Source organism: Bradyrhizobium sp. JR4.3, assembly GCF_040547695.1.
Classification (GTDB): domain Bacteria; phylum Pseudomonadota; class Alphaproteobacteria; order Rhizobiales; family Xanthobacteraceae; genus Bradyrhizobium; species Bradyrhizobium canariense.
Window position 1 is genome coordinate 137,253 of sequence record NZ_JBEPQF010000016.1, and the last position, 16,087, is coordinate 153,339.

Annotated in this window: 13 protein-coding genes; 5 read left to right on the forward strand and 8 right to left on the reverse strand. The window is 64.2% G+C overall.

The genetic code is table 11. The features are described 5' to 3' along the window. The first annotated feature begins 20 nt into the window (after positions 1–20). The 3 genes from ABIB91_RS24470 to ABIB91_RS24480 all read left to right on the forward strand — a co-directional run bounded on the left by ABIB91_RS24470 (position 21) and on the right by ABIB91_RS24480 (position 2,326). The gene (locus tag ABIB91_RS24470; protein WP_007591916.1) at positions 21–584 is read left to right on the forward strand and encodes an isochorismatase family protein; all 564 of its coding nucleotides are present in this window, start codon (positions 21–23) and stop codon (positions 582–584) included. Between the two features lie 30 nt (positions 585–614). Beyond that, positions 615–785: a hypothetical protein gene (locus ABIB91_RS24475; protein WP_007591915.1), complete on the forward strand. Its 171-nt coding sequence runs from the start codon at positions 615–617 to the stop codon at positions 783–785. Between the two features lie 158 nt (positions 786–943). Further along, the gene (locus tag ABIB91_RS24480; RefSeq protein WP_007591914.1) at positions 944–2,326 is read left to right on the forward strand and encodes an aspartate aminotransferase family protein; all 1,383 of its coding nucleotides are present in this window, start codon (positions 944–946) and stop codon (positions 2,324–2,326) included. Positions 2,327–2,514: 188 nt separating this feature from the next. On the opposite strand, the gene rnd is transcribed toward ABIB91_RS24480, so the two are convergent. Together rnd and ABIB91_RS24490 are read right to left on the reverse strand one after the other, a co-directional pair. Beyond that, on the reverse strand, positions 2,515–3,666 hold the full coding sequence (rnd, locus tag ABIB91_RS24485) for a ribonuclease D (protein ID WP_007591909.1): 1,152 nt from the start codon (positions 3,664–3,666) through the stop codon (positions 2,515–2,517). A gap of 373 nt (positions 3,667–4,039) precedes the next feature. Further along, entirely contained in the window at positions 4,040–4,939 is a 900-nt protein-coding gene (locus tag ABIB91_RS24490; RefSeq protein WP_354163447.1) for a LysR family transcriptional regulator, read from the reverse strand. A gap of 103 nt (positions 4,940–5,042) precedes the next feature. On the opposite strand from ABIB91_RS24490, the gene ABIB91_RS24495 reads away from it, so the two are divergent. Further along, a complete protein-coding gene (locus tag ABIB91_RS24495; protein ID WP_354163445.1) occupies positions 5,043–6,032 on the forward strand; it encodes a zinc-dependent alcohol dehydrogenase family protein in 990 nt (329 codons plus the stop codon). Positions 6,033–6,128: 96 nt separating this feature from the next. On the opposite strand, the gene ABIB91_RS24500 is transcribed toward ABIB91_RS24495, so the two are convergent. From ABIB91_RS24500 to ABIB91_RS24520, 5 genes are all read right to left on the reverse strand, one after another. Continuing rightward, positions 6,129–7,460, reverse strand: coding sequence for an ABC transporter substrate-binding protein (locus tag ABIB91_RS24500; protein ID WP_354163443.1), 1,332 nt, complete (start codon positions 7,458–7,460; stop codon positions 6,129–6,131). An 11-nt stretch (positions 7,461–7,471) separates the two neighbouring features. After that, the gene (locus tag ABIB91_RS24505) at positions 7,472–8,341 is read right to left on the reverse strand and encodes a carbohydrate ABC transporter permease (protein ID WP_354163441.1); all 870 of its coding nucleotides are present in this window, start codon (positions 8,339–8,341) and stop codon (positions 7,472–7,474) included. Continuing rightward, positions 8,338–9,288, reverse strand: a complete 951-nt coding sequence (locus ABIB91_RS24510; RefSeq protein ID WP_035992818.1) for a carbohydrate ABC transporter permease — start codon at positions 9,286–9,288, stop codon at positions 8,338–8,340. The genes ABIB91_RS24505 and ABIB91_RS24510 overlap by 4 nt, the downstream gene beginning before the upstream one ends. A 1-nt stretch (position 9,289) precedes the next feature. After that, positions 9,290–10,141, reverse strand: coding sequence for a phosphodiesterase (locus ABIB91_RS24515; protein ID WP_354163439.1), 852 nt, complete (start codon positions 10,139–10,141; stop codon positions 9,290–9,292). 169 nt (positions 10,142–10,310) lie between these two features. After that, positions 10,311–11,786, reverse strand: coding sequence for a protein adenylyltransferase SelO (locus ABIB91_RS24520; protein WP_354163437.1), 1,476 nt, complete (start codon positions 11,784–11,786; stop codon positions 10,311–10,313). A 194-nt stretch (positions 11,787–11,980) separates the two neighbouring features. Here ABIB91_RS24520 and aspS point away from each other — a divergent pair, with 194 nt between their 5' ends. Continuing rightward, a complete protein-coding gene (aspS, locus tag ABIB91_RS24525; protein ID WP_354163435.1) occupies positions 11,981–13,753 on the forward strand; it encodes an aspartate--tRNA ligase in 1,773 nt (590 codons plus the stop codon). Positions 13,754–13,910: 157 nt separating this feature from the next. Here aspS and ABIB91_RS24530 read toward each other — a convergent pair whose 3' ends face one another. Further along, positions 13,911–15,887 (reverse strand): aq_1923 C-terminal domain, encoded by a 1,977-nt coding sequence (locus tag ABIB91_RS24530; RefSeq protein ID WP_354163432.1) that lies wholly within the window; start codon positions 15,885–15,887, stop codon positions 13,911–13,913. Positions 15,888–16,087 lie beyond the last annotated feature (200 nt).

A 16,087-nucleotide genomic window follows, 5' to 3' on the forward strand; every position in this document is an offset into this window, starting at 1 on the left:
CTGCAGCTGCGCGCAAACCCATGCTGGTTTCCGTCACAGACGATCCGCCGATCCTGGTCTGCGCGGATCTCCAGGTCGAATATCTGACCCCCGGACGTCGCCACGTCATCCTCGACGGCGATGCCGCCACGGCGCGCTGCGTGGAACTGCTGACGCTGTGGCGCGACAATCTCTGGCCGGTGATGCATCTGAAGCGCATCGCGCAGGCGGCCTGGTTCAATCCGGCATCCAGGCTGACCGATTGGATCGCGGAGGCGAAGCCGCGGCCGGGAGAAATGACGTTCGAGCATCCGCTGCCGTCAGCCTACAGTTCGTCGCGGTTTGTGGACTACATGTCCAATATCCGCAATGTCCGTTGCGTGCTCGCTGGCTTTTCCCTGGACGAAACTGTGTTGGCCACCGCTATCGACGGGTTTCACCGCAGCCATCGCTTCCAGGTGGTGGCCGACGCGGTGGCCTGCCGGCAGCCGGGGACAGGCGATGCTGCCGCCTACAAGCATGCAGTAGTGAATGTGATCGGGAATTTTGCTACAATCCAGTCCAGCGCCGAACTGATCAGAACCAGCGGCGCCGTTGCGGTGTAGGCGGCCGCGATCGACGGATGGAGTGGGACATTGTCACGGGGAGATCAGCTCGAGGAGCTGGCAAGCGACCTGTCGCGTGCCGCCGAGGCGGCGCGCCGTCTTGGTCTGCCCACGACGGTGTATCTGCTCTCGATGGCGCTGGTGGAGGTGCGGGAGGCCGCTGCGGCCGATGGCGATGGGAATGACGACGGCGCGGCGTGACAGCTGCCCGATGTGCGGCTTTGTGCAACGCTGGTGAGCGCTTGCTGCCGACGAATTGACGTTGCAAGTTTTGCGCGGTGGCAATAGCCAAGGAGCTGGATCATCGAGTGATGACGCTGGCCGCGCCGGCGACGTGACGCTTTCAAGGATGCCCGCAAATGTCCATGTTGCCCAATTCGCAAGAGGCCCGGGATGTGGCCTATCAGCTCCATCCCTACACCAACGCGCGCGCCCATCAGCAGGCCGGTCCCCTGGTGATCGAGCGCGGCGAGGGCCCCTACGTGTTCGATGCGTCGGGCAAGCGCTATTTCGAGGCGATGGCAGGCCTGTGGAGCGTCGGGCTCGGCTTCAACGAGAAGCGGCTGGTCGACGCCGCGCACAAGCAGATGCTGGCGCTGCCATTCTATCATACCTTCTCCGCCAAATCGCACGGGCCCTCGATCGATCTCGCCGAGAAGCTGGTCGCACTTGCGCCTGTGCCGATGAGCAAGGTGTTCTTCACCAACTCCGGCTCGGAGGCCAACGACACAGTTCTGAAGTTGATTGCCTATCGCTCCAATGCGCTCGGCCAGCCACAGCGCAAGAAGGTGATCAGCCGGATGCGCGCCTATCACGGCGTCACCATTGCGTCCGCCAGCCTCACCGGCCTGCCGAACAACCACCGCTCTTTCGACTTGCCGCTCCCGAACATCCTGCACACGGGCTCGCCGCATTTCTACAAGGACGGCGCGCCCGGGGAGAGCGAGGAAGCCTTCGCGACGCGGCGAGCCGAGGAGCTCGATGCGTTGATTCAGAAGGAAGGCCCGGACACGATCGCGGCGTTCTTCGGCGAGCCGGTGATGGGCGCGGGCGGCGTCATCGTGCCGCCGGCGACCTATTGGGACAAGATCCAGAAGGTACTGAACAAATACGACATCCTGTTGGTCGCGGACGAGGTCATCTGCGGCTTCGGTCGCACCGGTAAGATGTTCGGCTGCGAAACCTACGGCATCAAGCCCGACGCGATCGTGGTCTCCAAACAGATCACCTCGAGCTATTTCCCGCTGTCGGCCATCATGATGAACGATCGCATGTTCGAGCCGATCGCCGATGAGAGCAACAAGATCGGCGTGCTCGGCCACGGCTTCACCGCGGGCGGCCATCCGGTCGGCTCGGCGATTGCGCTGGAGAATTTGAAGATCATCGAGGAGCGGGGACTGGTTGCGCACGCCGCCGAGCTCGGTGGCTACATGCAAGGCAAGCTGCGTGAACTCACCAGTCATCCGCTGGTCGGCGAGGTCCGCGGTGTCGGCATGATCGCAGCGATCGAACTGGTGCTGGATAAGGCGCGCAAGACCGCGGCGGCAACGCCGGGCGCCGTCGGCGGCATGGCCAGCCGCATGCTGCAGGAGCGCGGCGTGATCTCGCGCAACATGCTCGACGCCATCGCTATCTGCCCGCCGCTGATCGTCACCAAAGCTCAGATCGACGAGCTGGTCGCGGCGATTTCAGGTGTGCTTGATGACATGAAGCCGGAAGTGGCGAAGCTGACGCCGGCGTAAGGGAAGCGTCAATGCAGGCGGAGCGTTCCGCCGCACCCACCCTGTTGTCCCGGCGAAGGCCGGGACCCATACCGCGAGGTCTCTCGATGGGGATGGTAGGAGTCCCGAACGACGAGTCTTCGCCAAACTCTTCCCTGGGGTGATGGGTCCTGGCTTTCGCCAGGACGACGCTGGGGAGAGATGGCGGCCTATTCCGCCCGCTGAACCCCGATCACGCGGCCTTTCTCGACCGCCAGCGCCAGCTCGCCGCGCTTCAGTTTCAGTGCGGCCTCGCCGAACAGCTCGCGGCGCCAGCCGCGTAATGCCGGCACGTCGGCCTCGTCGTCGGCCGCGATCTCCTCGAGATCGTCGACGGTCGCAATCACCTTGCTGGCGACCGCATGGCGCTCCGCGGTCATGCGCAACAGCACCTTCAACAGCTCGACGATCGCGGCGCCATTGTTATTGTTGCGCGGCTTTTCCAGCTTCGGCAGCGTGGCGTGATCGCGCGCCAGGCCGCGCTCGACGGCGGCGACGATGTCGGCGCCCCATTTGGATTTCTCAAAACCCTTCGGCACCGAGCGCAGGTTCGCGAGCTTCTCGATCGTGTTTGGCGCGTGGGTCGCGATGTCGCTGACGGCCTCATCGCGCAGCACGCGGCCTCGCGGCACGTCGCGGCTCTGCGCCTCCTGCTCGCGCCAGGCGGCGACCTCCATCAGGACCGCGAGGTCCTTGGGCTTGCGCACCCGCGTCTTGAGCCGTTCCCAGGCGCGCTCGGGGTGGAAGTCGTAGGTCTTGGGCGAGGTCAGGACCTCCATCTCGATCGAGACCCATTCGCTGCGGCGGCGCTTCTTGAGGTCGGCATCGAGGGCTGCGAACACGTCGCGCAGATGCGTGACGTCGGACACGGCGTAGTGCATCTGCTCCTTGGTCAGCGGCCGGCGCGACCAGTCGGTGAAGCGGTGAGTCTTGTCCGGGCGGTGTCCGGTGACCTTCTCGACCAGCGCGTCGTAGGCGATGCTGTCGCCGTAGCCGAGCACCATGGCCGCGACCTGGGTGTCGAACACCGGATGCGGGATGATGCCCGCCTGATGCCAGATGATCTCGATGTCCTGCCGGGCGGCGTGGAACACCTTCAGCACAGCCTCATTGGCCATCAGCTCGAAGAACGGCTTGAGGTCGATGCCCGCCGCCAGGGTGTCGATGACGATCGCTTCCTCGGCGCTGGCCATCTGCACCACGCACAGCAGCGGGTAATAGGTGGTCTCGCGCAGGAACTCGGTATCGACGGTAATGACGGGGTGCTTGGCCAACCGGCTGCAGGCAGCCGCAAGGTCAGCGGTGGTGGTAATCAGATCCATGAACGGCCCATGACAAGTCCATCAGCCGTTCTGCCGAAAGCGCTGTGATGTCAAGGGGCTCGAAGCGAATTCGAGCCTTGCATTTGGGCCGGAATCGCATTTACCGACGAAAATCCTATTCGTAGCGGACCCGCCGGGAGGGTTTGCGCGTACAAGGCAGGGCCACCACGACCACGCACATGGCGACCAAGGCCAGTCCCAGGAACTCGAAAACCAACAGATCCACGGCAAAACCCCTCAGAAACATTGCTAAACTTGTCTGGGGCGAATTGAGGGTCTGTTAATTCTCGTGGTTACCGGCGGAAGGCCGGGCCGGATGGTGGACGCGGGGTTAACGGGCGCGCCATGCCGTGCAGCGTCGTGGCATCCGGCGTCAGGTCATGAGCTTCGGCAGGGCGGCCGCCAAGGCGTCCACGGCGGCGCGAACTTTCGGCGGCATCCGGGGCGAGCGGGGCCAGAGCGCATGGCAGTCGTAGAGGAATCCCGGCTGACCGCTCAACAGATTGATGAGTGTACCGGCGCGTAGGCGTTCGCGGACCAGCCAGTATGGCAGCCAGGCCAGTCCAATCCCCTGTGTCGCGGCATCCGCAATCGCATCGAGATCGTCGAACCTGAGCCTTCCCGCCGGCATGATTTCGCTCGGAGGCTGGCCCTTGCGGGGAAACAGCCACGGCCGGACGCGTCCGGAGCGGCGATAGATGATCGCCTGATGCTGGGCAAGATCGTCGAGCGATTTCGGCTTGCCGTTGGCGCGCAAATACGAGCGCGCGCCGCACACCACCATGCGCTGGCTTGCGATGCGCCGCGTCTTCAGGTCGGATTGATCGTGCAGATCGCCGGTCCGGATCGCAAGATCATAGCGGCCCTCGATGATGTCAGCGATCGGGTCGCCGAACGAGAGATCGAGCTCCAGATCGGGATATCGTCGCGCAAGCTTCATCAGCAAGGGGGCGATGCAGTGCCGGCCGAGCAGGGCGGGCATGGTCACGCGGAGCCGGCCACGCGGCTCGGACAATTCGTCGGAAGCGACGGCGTCGGCGGCCTCGGCTTCAGCGAGCACAGTGCGGCAGCGCTCGTAATAGGCTTGGCCCGTCTCGGTCAAGCTCTGGCGCCGTGTGGTGCGGTTGAGGAGGCGGACGCCCAGGCGCTCCTCGAGGAAACGAACGTGCTTGCCGACCATTGGCCCCGACATTTCGAGCGCATCGGCGGCGGCGGCGAACGAACCCACATCGACCGCCTTGACGAAGACGGCCATGCTGGTCAGGCGGTCCATGATTGCAAACTCCTGGTTTCGACTGTTCGCCCCTCTGAACCCTTTATCCAGTGCCGCCCGGTTGCCATAGCTCCATTCAATTCAATTGTTTTGGAGTGTGTTCATGGCGCGCGTCGTTCGCTTCCACAGACATGGTGGCCCCGAGGTGCTGCGCATCGAGACCGTCGACGTCGCGCCTCCGGGGAGAGGTGAGGTGCAGATCAGGGTCAAGGCGCTCGGGCTCAATCGCGCGGAAGCGCTCTTGCGGAGGGGGGCCTATATCGAGACCGCGACGCTTCCGTCCGGCCTTGGTCTCGAGGCCGCCGGCATCGTCGAGGCGATGGGCGAAGGCGTGAGCGGCTTTTCGCCGGGGGAGGCCGTCAGCATCGTGCCACCCGTGTCGATGGTGCGATGGCCGGCTTATGGCGAGCTCCTCACGTTTCCAGCCGAGTTCGTCGTGAAGCACCCGCCCGAGCTCGGCTTCAACGCGGCGGCCGCGGTATGGATGCAATATCTGACGGCGTTCGGCGCCCTGGTCGATATTGCTGGGCTGGAGCGAGGGGAGGCCGTAGTCATCACCGCGGCGTCGAGCAGCGTCGGGCTTGCGGCGATTCAGATCGCGAACCGGATCGGTGCGATCCCGATTGCGGTGACCCGAACCTCGATCAAGCGGCAGGGCTTGCGCGATGCTGGTGCCGGCGACGTCATCGCCTCGTTGGAAGAGGACATCCGGTCGCGCCTGGAGGACATTGTCGGCTCAAACGGCGTTCGCGTGGTATTCGACGCGGTCGGCGGCCCCATATTTGAGCCGCTCACCGCCGCGATGTCGCCGGGTGGCGTTCTCATCGAATATGGCGGCCTGAGCCCCGAGCCGACGCCGTTTCCGCTGGTCAACGTCCTGACCAAGAGCCTGACGCTGCGCGGCTATCTCGTGCACGAGATCATCCGCGATCCCGCGCGACTTGCGATGGCGAAGGCCTTCATCCTCGACGGGCTGCGCGCCGGCGCATTGCAGCCGATCATCGCCAAAACGTTTCCCTTCGAAGAGATCGTCGAGGCGCATCGGTTCCTGGAGTCAAACGAGCAGTTCGGCAAGATCGTGGTGACGATCTGAGAGTCTCGTGGCGATGCGAACGAGAGCACCTCCCCGAAACGCATTCGGCGCCCCGCAGGACGGGACGCCGACGTTCGTTTGACGTTGCACCCAGCCTTACGGCAGCTTCAGCGACGTCTCCGCATTGTACGGCTTCAGCGTCTCGTCGGCCGCCTTCTGGGCGGCCACTAGGGCCTCCTTCGGCTGCTTCTTGCCGTTGAGGACCAGCATGACCTCGTCCTCCAGCGTCTTGCGCACCGGCACGGTCTTGTAGGTCGCAAACCACGGTTTTGCGACGTCGAGCTGTTCGACGGCGGTCTTGGCGTCCGGGTTCTTGTTCAGGAATTCGACCATGTCAGGCGTCTTGTAGGCGGCCATGTTGGGAGCGAAATACCCGGTGGCGCGGCTCCACCAGCCGCTCTTCTCGGGCGAGGTCATCCACTTGATCAGCGTCCAGGCGGCCTTCTGCTTGTCGGCTTCCTGGCCCGCCGGAACGATCAGCGAGGCGCCGCCGATCGGCACGGCGTTGCGGACGTTGCGCGGGATGAAGGCAACCTTGTAGGCGAACTTGGCGTTGTCACGCACATAGGTCAGCGAGCCCGTCGAGAGCATCATCATCGCGGCATTGCCGGAAATGAAGGAGGTGCTGACGGCCGGGCCAGGCGTCGCGCCGGGCGGGTGAACCTTGTGCTTGGTGACGAGGTCGTTCCACCAGGTCAGCGCGCCCAGCATCGAGGGCGTGTCGTAGTAGACCTCGCCGCCGAACTCCTCGTTGTAGTAGCGCCCGCCATTGGTCATGGTGAGCGTTTCCATCATCCAGCCGCAATAATCGTAGGCGCACGGGATCGCGATGCCCCATTGGGTCACCTTGTCACCCTCGCGCTTGGTGAGCTTCTTGGCCCAGTCGGTCAATTCAGCCCAGGTCTGCGGCGGCTTGCTCGGATCGAGGCCCGCTTCCTTGGCCTTGTCGGCGTTGATGTAGAGCAGCGGCGTCGAGTTATGGAATGGCACGCCGTAGACTGAGCGGTTGATCACCGCGTTGCCCTGCAGCGCCGGAAAGAACTGGCCCAGAAACTGCTCCTTGGTGGTGCCGTCGGCGGCGATCAAGGGATCGAGGTTGGTGAGCTCGTTCTCGATCTGCATATCGAGCAGGAAGTTCGCCGACATGATCACGGCAGCCGGCGGCTTGCCGGCCTTGATCGAGGCGCGCGTCTTGATCAGCGTGTCGTCATAAGAGCCGGTGTAGACGGCGGTCGCCTTGATCGCGGGATGGGTCTCGTTGAACTCCTTGATCAAGGTGCCCATGTCGCGGGCGAGCTTGCCGTCGACGGGGACGGGGAAGAACAGGTCGATCTCGGTCGGGCCTTCGGCCAGCGCCGGGAAGGTGAGGGCGCTTGCCAAAGTGCCTGCAATGGCAAGGCCAAGCATGATCCTGCGGGAAAACAGCATCGAGAAATCTCCTATTTGATGCCTGAGGTGACGAAAGAGCTGATGAAGCGTTTCTGGAAGATCAGGAAGGTGATGAGCAGCGGTGCGATCACCATCAGCGTGCCGGCGGCGATGGTGCCCCAGGCCTGCGTGCCTTCCGCGGTCGCGGTGAACACCGAGAGTCCCACCGTGAGCGGCCGCTTGTCCGGCGAGTTGATCACCATCAGAGGCCACAGGAAGTCGTTCCAGTGGCTCGTGACGGAGATGATGGCGAAGGCCGAGAAGCTCGGCATCGACAGCGGCACGTAGATGTGGCGGATGCGCTGGAGCAGGCTGGCGCCGTCGATCAGGGCAGCGTCTTCCAGCTCGGTCGGTATAGCCTCGAACGCCTGCCGCATCAGGAAGGTGCCGAAGGCGGAAGCGAAGAACGGCATCATCACGCCAGTGAGGGTGTCATAGAGGCCGAGCTGTGCCACCAGGCTCAAATTGGGCACGATCAGCAGCACCGGCACCAGCATCAGCTGCATGAGGAAGAGATAGAAAATCAGCCATTTTCCGGCGAAGTCGAGCCGGGCAAAGGCAAAGCCCGCCAGCGTGATCGTGACGACCTGCACCAACAGGATGCCGGTGCAGATCATGATAGTGTTGAGGGTGTAACGCGGGAAATCGCCGATTTCCCAGGCGTCCCTGACGTTGTCGAGCGTCGGCTTCAGGCTCGGCATCAGCTCGGCCATCAGATTGATGCCGTCGGATGCCGGGCGCAGCGTCGCCACGCCCATCCACAGGAACGGGATCAGCCAGACCACCGCGAGCAGCACGGTCAGCGCAAAGCCGAGCTTTGGCGTGATCTCGCGGCGGGTGGCGAGCGGGGCGTCCTTGAAGAGCTTATCGATCAGCTTCATGCCCCGCCCTCGCGGTTCGCCATGGTCCGGAAGGAGAGCGCGGTGAGGCCCATCAGCGCCGCAAGCGTCAGCAGTGTCGCTGCCGAGGCCTTGCCGATGTCGTAGTGCTCGACCGCCTGCTGGTAGATGTAGAACAGCACGAGATTGGTCGCGTTGGACGGCCCGCCTTTGGTCATGACAAAGACGTGGTCGACCTGCGTGACCGCGTTGAGTGTGGCGATGACCGTGACGAACAGGAAGGTGGGCTTGAGCTCGGGCAGGATGATGTGGCGCAGCCGCTGGTACGGCCCTGCGCCGTCCAGATGGGCGGCTTCCATGACATCTTCCGGCACCGCCTGGAGGCCGGCCAGGAAGAACAGCATGTAATAGCCGGCGTTCTTCCAGATCGTGATGACCATGATGGCATAGAGCGCGATGTCGGAATCGCCGAGCCAATTCGGCAGCACCGGCAGGAAACGGCCGATGTAATAGTCGAGCAGTCCGACATTGGGCAGAAAGATGAACAGGAACAGCGCGGAGGCCGCGACCATCGGGATCAGCACCGGCAGGAACAGCGCGGCGCGCAGTGCACTGGTCAACGCGTTGGTGCGCGACAGCGCCAGCGCGAACAGCAGCGCGAGGCCAATGCTCGGGATCGCCGTGCCGACGGCATAAACGAGATTGTTGACGACCGCGCCGGTGAAGGCGGGGTCAGCAAGCACCGCTGCGATGTTGTCGAGACCGACGAAACGAACCGGCGCCCTGGGCGTGGCGCGCTGATAGAGCGCGTCGACGAGGACGCGGCCCATCGCACCGTAGGTGAACAGCGCGAGGAAGACGAGCGAGGGCAGCAGCAGCAGATAGGCGGGCAGGGAGGTTTTGAAGCGGTGAGAAAACCGATTCAGGATATGCAGGCGCGGCGGCGCCGAGGCCGCGACCGGGAGAGCCGCGGGTTCTGCGAAGCTCATCTCATCGCGCCGGGAAATTGAGCGCATAGTCGCGGCCGTCCACTCCCGCCGGTGGCTCGAAGGGAAAGCGCAGACTGGTGTCGAGGAAGTCGTGGCTGTGCACGACCAGGTTCTCGCCGTCGATCAGCACCACGCCGTAGGCCGGCGGCTCGTGGCTGGCGAGATGCTCGGCCGCGGCAGCGTCGAGCTCGAACCAAACCTGGTGGTTGGTGCCGCGAAGCGTCGAGAACGGGATCTTGCCGTAGCTGCCGAAGATCGGCCGGTGCACGTGGCCGAAGAAGAGGTGGCGGATGCGCGACCGGTAGGGCGCGATCACCTCGGCGAATTCGGCGCTCTGTGCCAGCGAGATTTCGTCCATCGCATGGACGCCGACCGGGAACGGCGGATGGTGCATGAAGACCACGAACGGCATGTCCGCCGGCGCGGCCGCGAGCGTGCTCGCGAGCCAGCCGAGGCGCTTGGCGCACATCTCGCCGGCATGGCTGGTCTCGTCCAGCGTGTCCAGAAACACGAACAGACCGTGCTCGGTGGTGCGCGTCCCCTGCACGAAGCCGTTCGGATCGCGCGGGGCGGACCTCAAGCCGTCCAGGCAGGCGACACGGCGGTCATGGTTGCCGACCATGGCGACGTATGGGATTTTCAGCGCGGACATTGCGTCTGCGAAATTGGCGTAGGATTCAGGCTCGCCCCAATGGGTGAGGTCGCCGGTCACGACCGCGAAGGCGGCATCGACGTGATGCTTGTTGATGTCGGCAATCGCAGCGTCCAGTCGGGCGCGCGGGTCGAGGCCATACAGCTGCAGCCCGGGGTTCGCGAGATGCGTGTCAGTGATGTGGATGAACTTGAAAGGCATGGCACTTGTCAGGATCGTTGGAGGGTGGGCGCCTCCGGCAAGACGACCCTGACAGGCCGTTAGAGTACGAGTGTTTCAGTTTGATGACAGCGGTTCCGGTGGCGCGAGGCGTCCACAAGCTCGGCTTAGCACGCCTTCGGCTAATCCACCCTACGCACCGAGTTTGTCATTACGTCCCGCAAAACGTCTGCAGCACCCGCTGGTCCGGCAGCGGAGGATCGGCATAGGCGGCGTAGTCCGGCTGGTCCTCGAACGGTTTGGCCAAGACCTTCACCAGCTCCTCGAACGGCGCGTAGTTGTCATCGTTGACCGCGGCCCGGATCACGGCCTCGATGCGGTGGTTGCGCGGGATGAAAATCGGGTTGACGGCGTGCATGGCGGCTTGCCGTTCGGCTGCGCTCTGCGGCTCCAGCGCTGTGCGCTCGTGCCAGCGCCTGGCCCACTCGTCGAACGCCGCGGGGTCCGTGAATTGCGCGCGTGCATCGTCAGCAGCCGGATCGCCAACTGCGTCACCGAGCTTGCGGAAGGTGAGGGTGAAGTCGGCCTGGTTCTTGGCCATGGCATCCAGCAGGTCCTGGATCAGCGCGTCGTCGCCGTCGCGCTCCGTGAACAGGCCGACCTTCTTGCGCAGGCCCGCCTGATAGGTGTCGCTGAACGTCTCGGAGAAGGCGCCGAGAATGTCCTGGGCCTCGGCAACCGCCTTTTCCTGATCGTCGGAGAACAGCGGCAGCAGGCATTCGGCAAGCCGCGTCAGATTCCACAGCGCGATGCGCGGCTGGTTGGCGTAGGCATAGCGGCCCATCTCGTCGATCGAGGAAAACACCTGCGACGGATTGTAGGAATCCATGAAGGCGCACGGACCGTAATCGATCGTCTCGCCGGAGATGGAAGAGTTGTCGGTGTTCATCACGCCATGGATGAAGCCGACAAGCAGCCAGCGTGCGACCAGTTCGGCCTGGCGCGCGACGACGCCGGACAGCAGCGCGTGATAGGGCCGCTCGGCGCCAAGCAGCTCCGGATAATGGCGGGTGATGACGTGGTCGGCGAGCCGGCGGACCGCCTCGGTGTCGCGGCGGGCAGCGAAGAATTGGAAGGTGCCGACGCGGATATGGCTCGAGGCGACGCGCGTCAGCACCGCGCCCGGCAGCGCCGTCTCGCGCAGCACATGTTCGCCCGTGACGACGGCCGCGAGCGAGCGCGTGGTCGGAATGCCCAGTGCGAACATCGCCTCGCTGACGATGTATTCGCGCAGCACCGGCCCGAGCGCGGCACGGCCGTCGCCGCGGCGGGAGAACGGGGTGGGGCCCGAGCCCTTGAGCTGGATGTCGCGGCGGACGCCGCTCTTGTCGATGACTTCGCCGAGCAGGATGGCGCGGCCATCGCCGAGCTGCGGCACGAAATTCCCGAACTGGTGGCCGGCATAGGCCATGGCGATGGGATCGGCCCCGGCGGGAACTGTCTTACCCGCCAGGATTTCGGCGCCCTCAGGGGTCTCCAGCACATCAGGATCGAGCCCGAGCTGGACCGCCAGCGGCCGGTTCAGCTTGATCAGCCGGGGCGCTGTCACGGGCGTCGGTGCGACCCGGGCGAAAAAGCTGTCCGGCAGCGCCGAATAGGAGTTCTGGAACGGGAAATGGACTGTCATGGCCTCAAGATAGGGGTGGAACGCCTGATGGCAAAGGCTTGAGCCCAGATTGGGCAAAAATGGGCACTTCCAGCCGAAAACGGGCCGTTCCCTTGGTTGCCGCCCCCGTCCTCCCGAGGTAAACCCTGCCGCAACTTTGGACCGGCCGTTTCGGCGGTTCGATTCGATCCTCCGACATTGAATTTGGGACGACCATGCATCGCTACCGGTCACATACATGCGGCGCGCTCCGCGAGAGCAACATCGGCGAGACGGTCCGCCTTTCGGGCTGGGTCCATCGCGTTCGCGACCATGGCGGCGTGCTGTTCATCGACCTGCGCGACCATTACGGCCTGACCCAGTGCGTGGTCGATCCGGACTCGCCGGCGTTCTCGCAGGCCGAGAAGCTGCGTTCGGAATTCGTGGTCAAGATGGATGGCAAAGTCCGCCGCCGCCCCGAAGGCACCGACAATGACGATCTGCCGACCGGCAAGATCGAGATCTATGTCAGCGAGATCGAGGTGCTGGGCCCGGCCGGCGACCTGCCGCTGCCGGTGTTCGGCGACCAGGAATATCCCGAGGACATCCGCCTGAAGTATCGCTTCCTCGACCTGCGTCGCGAGAAGCTGCATCAGAACATCATGACGCGCGTCGAAGTCATCAAGTCGATGCGCAGGCGGATGGAGGGGCAGGGCTTCTTCGAGTTCAACACGCCGATCCTGACCGCGTCCTCACCGGAGGGCGCGCGCGACTTCCTGGTGCCCTCGCGCATCCATCCCGGCAAGTTCTACGCGCTGCCGCAGGCGCCGCAGCAGTACAAGCAGCTCCTGATGATGTCGGGCTTCGATCGCTACTTTCAGATCGCGCCCTGTTTCCGCGACGAGGACCCGCGCGCCGACCGCCTGCCGGGCGAGTTTTATCAGCTCGACGTCGAGATGAGCTTTGTCACGCAGGAAGATGTCTTCGCCGCGATGGAGCCTGTCATCACGGGCGTGTTCGAGGAATTTGCCAAGGGCAAGCCGGTGACCAAGGGCTGGCGCCGGATTCCTTTCGCCGAGGCGCTGCGCAAATACGGCAGCGACAAGCCGGACCTGCGCAACCCGATCGAGATGCAGGACGTCTCCGAACACTTCCGCGGCTCCGGCTTCAAGGTGTTCGCGCGGATGTTGGAGGACCCCAAGAACCAGGTGTGGGCGATCCCGGCGCCGGGTGGCGGCTCGCGCGCCTTCTGCGACCGCATGAATTCATGGGCGCAGGGCGAGGGACAGCCGGGCCTTGGCTACATCATGTGGCGCGAGGGCGGCGAGGGTGCCGGTCCGCTCGCCAACAACATCGGTGCTGAGCGCACCGCCGCGATCCGCGCGCAGATCGGCGTGAAGGAAGGCGATGCCGCCTTCTTTGTCGCCGGCGATCCCGACAAGTTCTGGAAGTTTTCAGGGTTGGCCCGCAACAAGGTCGGCGAGGAGTTGAACCTCACCGACAAGGAGCGGTTCGAGCTGGCCTGGATCGTCGACTTCCCGATGTACGAGTACAACGAGGAGGACAAGAAGGTCGACTTCTCGCACAACCCGTTCTCGATGCCGCAGGGCGGTCTCGATGCCTTGAAGGGCCAGGATCCGCTGACCATCAAGGCGTTCCAGTACGACATCACCTGCAACGGCTACGAGATCGCCTCGGGCGGAATCCGCAACCACGTGCCGGAAGCGATGGTGAAGGCGTTCGAGATCGCAGGGTACGGCGAGCAGGAAGTCGTTGATCGCTTCGGCGGCATGTACCGCGCCTTCCAGTACGGCGCGCCGCCGCATGGCGGCATGGCCGCCGGCGTCGACCGCATCGTCATGCTCTTGTGCGGCACCAACAATCTGCGCGAGATCTCGCTGTTCCCGATGAACCAGCAGGCCATGGACCTCCTGATGGGCGCACCGTCGGAGCCCAGCCCCAAGCAGCTCCGGGAGCTGCACGTGAAGGTGAATCTGCCGCAGAAGTGAAGTTTGCGCGGGAAGATGTCCGTGCCCCGGACGCAGCGCAGCACGCAGTGGTGCGCAGCTGAGCCGGGGCCCATGTCTGAGCGAGCAGCAGGCTTCTGGATCCCGGCTCTGCGCAGCAGCGTTACACGCTGCAGCGCGTCCGGGACACGAAATCCAACTACAGCCCCGTCGACGCCTCGATCCTGAACTGCGCAAGCGCGCTCTGTGGGTCGGTTTGCAAGAGCTGCATCAATTGCATCAGCGGTGCCTTCGCGCGCGGGGACAGCTTAATGGAAAGCGTCTGGCCCGGCGTCTCGACGAAGCGGGCGATCGCGTCCACGACCGCGTTCGCATCCGGATTGGCGGAAGCAAATTGCTCGCGTCTAGCCTTGATGCTCTCGACGAGCGCCTGGCGTGCGGTATCGCGGCTGACCTTCTGCATGCGCGCGAACTGTGCCGCGACGAGATCGACGACGCCGCTGTCGCGCAATGAGAATTCGAGCGTGCCCGCCTCGATCCGGGCCGCCTGGCCCATGAGCTGGGCGGGATCGGCCGAAAACACCTCGCGTGGTACGTTGCCGAGCGCGATACGCAATTGCGCTCTTGCGATGCCTCCGATGTCGAGCGTCGCGGGCGTCAGAACGAAGCTGTTGGACTGTTCGGTCCAGGCAGCGCCGAGATCGAGGTCGACCGCGAGCTTGTCGATCCCGCTGGCAATCAATGGAAGCTGTTTTGGATCGGATGGATCGGCCGGCGTGACAAATTTGGCAACCACATGCGCCTTGCTCGGGATCGAGCCGACGAGCTGCCCCCAGTCCAGGCTCAGTGTGTCGATCATGACCAGCTCCTTGGTGGTCTTGAACGGCGCCGTCACGCCCTTGATCTCCGCGCCTGCGAGCACGCCGAACAGCCCGAGCATCTGATCCGGCGAGGGCGGCCGCCCGGGAGTGGTGAGGCTCGCTGCCCAGCGCATCAAATTCGCCGTGCTGAAGGATTTCAGCGCGAAGCGCTCCATCTTGAACTGTCCCTGCGGAGACGGCGTGTCGATGCCTTCGACCGCGAACTCGCCGTCGCGATATCGGATGGCATTAACGGTGGCCGTTCCTTGCGACGTGCCGACCGACATCTTGCCGATTTCGCCCTTACCGATGCGAAGACCCTCATAGACTCCGGCGAGCTTCTCCAGCAGCTCGCGTGCCTGTGCCGGAGTCGGCGGGGCCGCTTGATCCCGTGGCAGCGCCGCAAATATTTCGGCCAGCCGGAATTTCGACGGCTGCACGGCGACATCATCGATGGCGAAGCCGTCGATCTGGAGGCGCACGCCATCGAGGGTGACGATGTAAGGCCCTGACGAAATCTGTCGATAGATCTGATGATAGCTGACGTCATTCGCCTTCTCGGGATCGAGCGTGGCGAGCATGCCGCCTGCATCGAAATCGTTCATGACGAAATTCGGCATTTCTACCGTGAGCTTGTCGGACTTGCCCGGCTGGGGCAGCTTGAAGGTGGAGGTGAACAGATCCGCTTTGGTCGCCTCGACCTTGCCGCGTCTCAGGTTTTTCATCACCAGGCCGGAATAGGCGAAATCGCCGCCGCCTGGATTGGCCGTACCGGGCTTGCCGTCGACGGTGACGGTGATCGTCGGTACCTCGATCGACGACGCCGTGACGCCGCTGAACTGTTCGAGGCCAAATCGATACAGCTCGGTGATGGCGTTCGAGGCCGGCAGGGGCTGGGCACGAATCGCCCCGGCGTAATCCCGTATCGTGGCCTGCGGGATCTTGTAGGCGGTCTTGACTTGCGAGGAGTCGACCGAACTGTCGATTGCGAATTCGATCCCCGAGACCTCGATGGCATCGGCGGAGAAGGTCACGTCGTCGATCTGGCGCACGCCGATCGCCTTGACGCCGGCAATCCTGGCCGGCAGTTGCAACGGCTGGCCCGGCTCAACGGCGATGTCCTCGATCGTCAGGGTGCGCGTGGGCAGATCGAAGGCGATCTTGCCGTAGCTAGCCTTGCCGCCTTGCTTGCGGATTTGCTCGAACGCGGCCTCCACCTCGGCGGTGGTGCGATGCTGGACGTAGAGATTGAAGCCAAACCATCCGCCCGCGGCCATCACGGCCACGACGATCAGGCCGATCAGGATTCGCTTCATTCCCAGCTCCAGTTGCTCGCGTTGCAGGACGCAACCTGCCATATTCGCAAAGCAACGCGCGGTCCAGAGAAAGTGAGCGCTATCAGATATTTGACTGCGCGCCCTGTTGATGGGGCCGCAATCGGATGTTGCCACCGGGCCGCCCGGCGTGCTTCATCCCGTTTCCATGACCCGGAAATACCACCCGAAGGCGGGCCGGT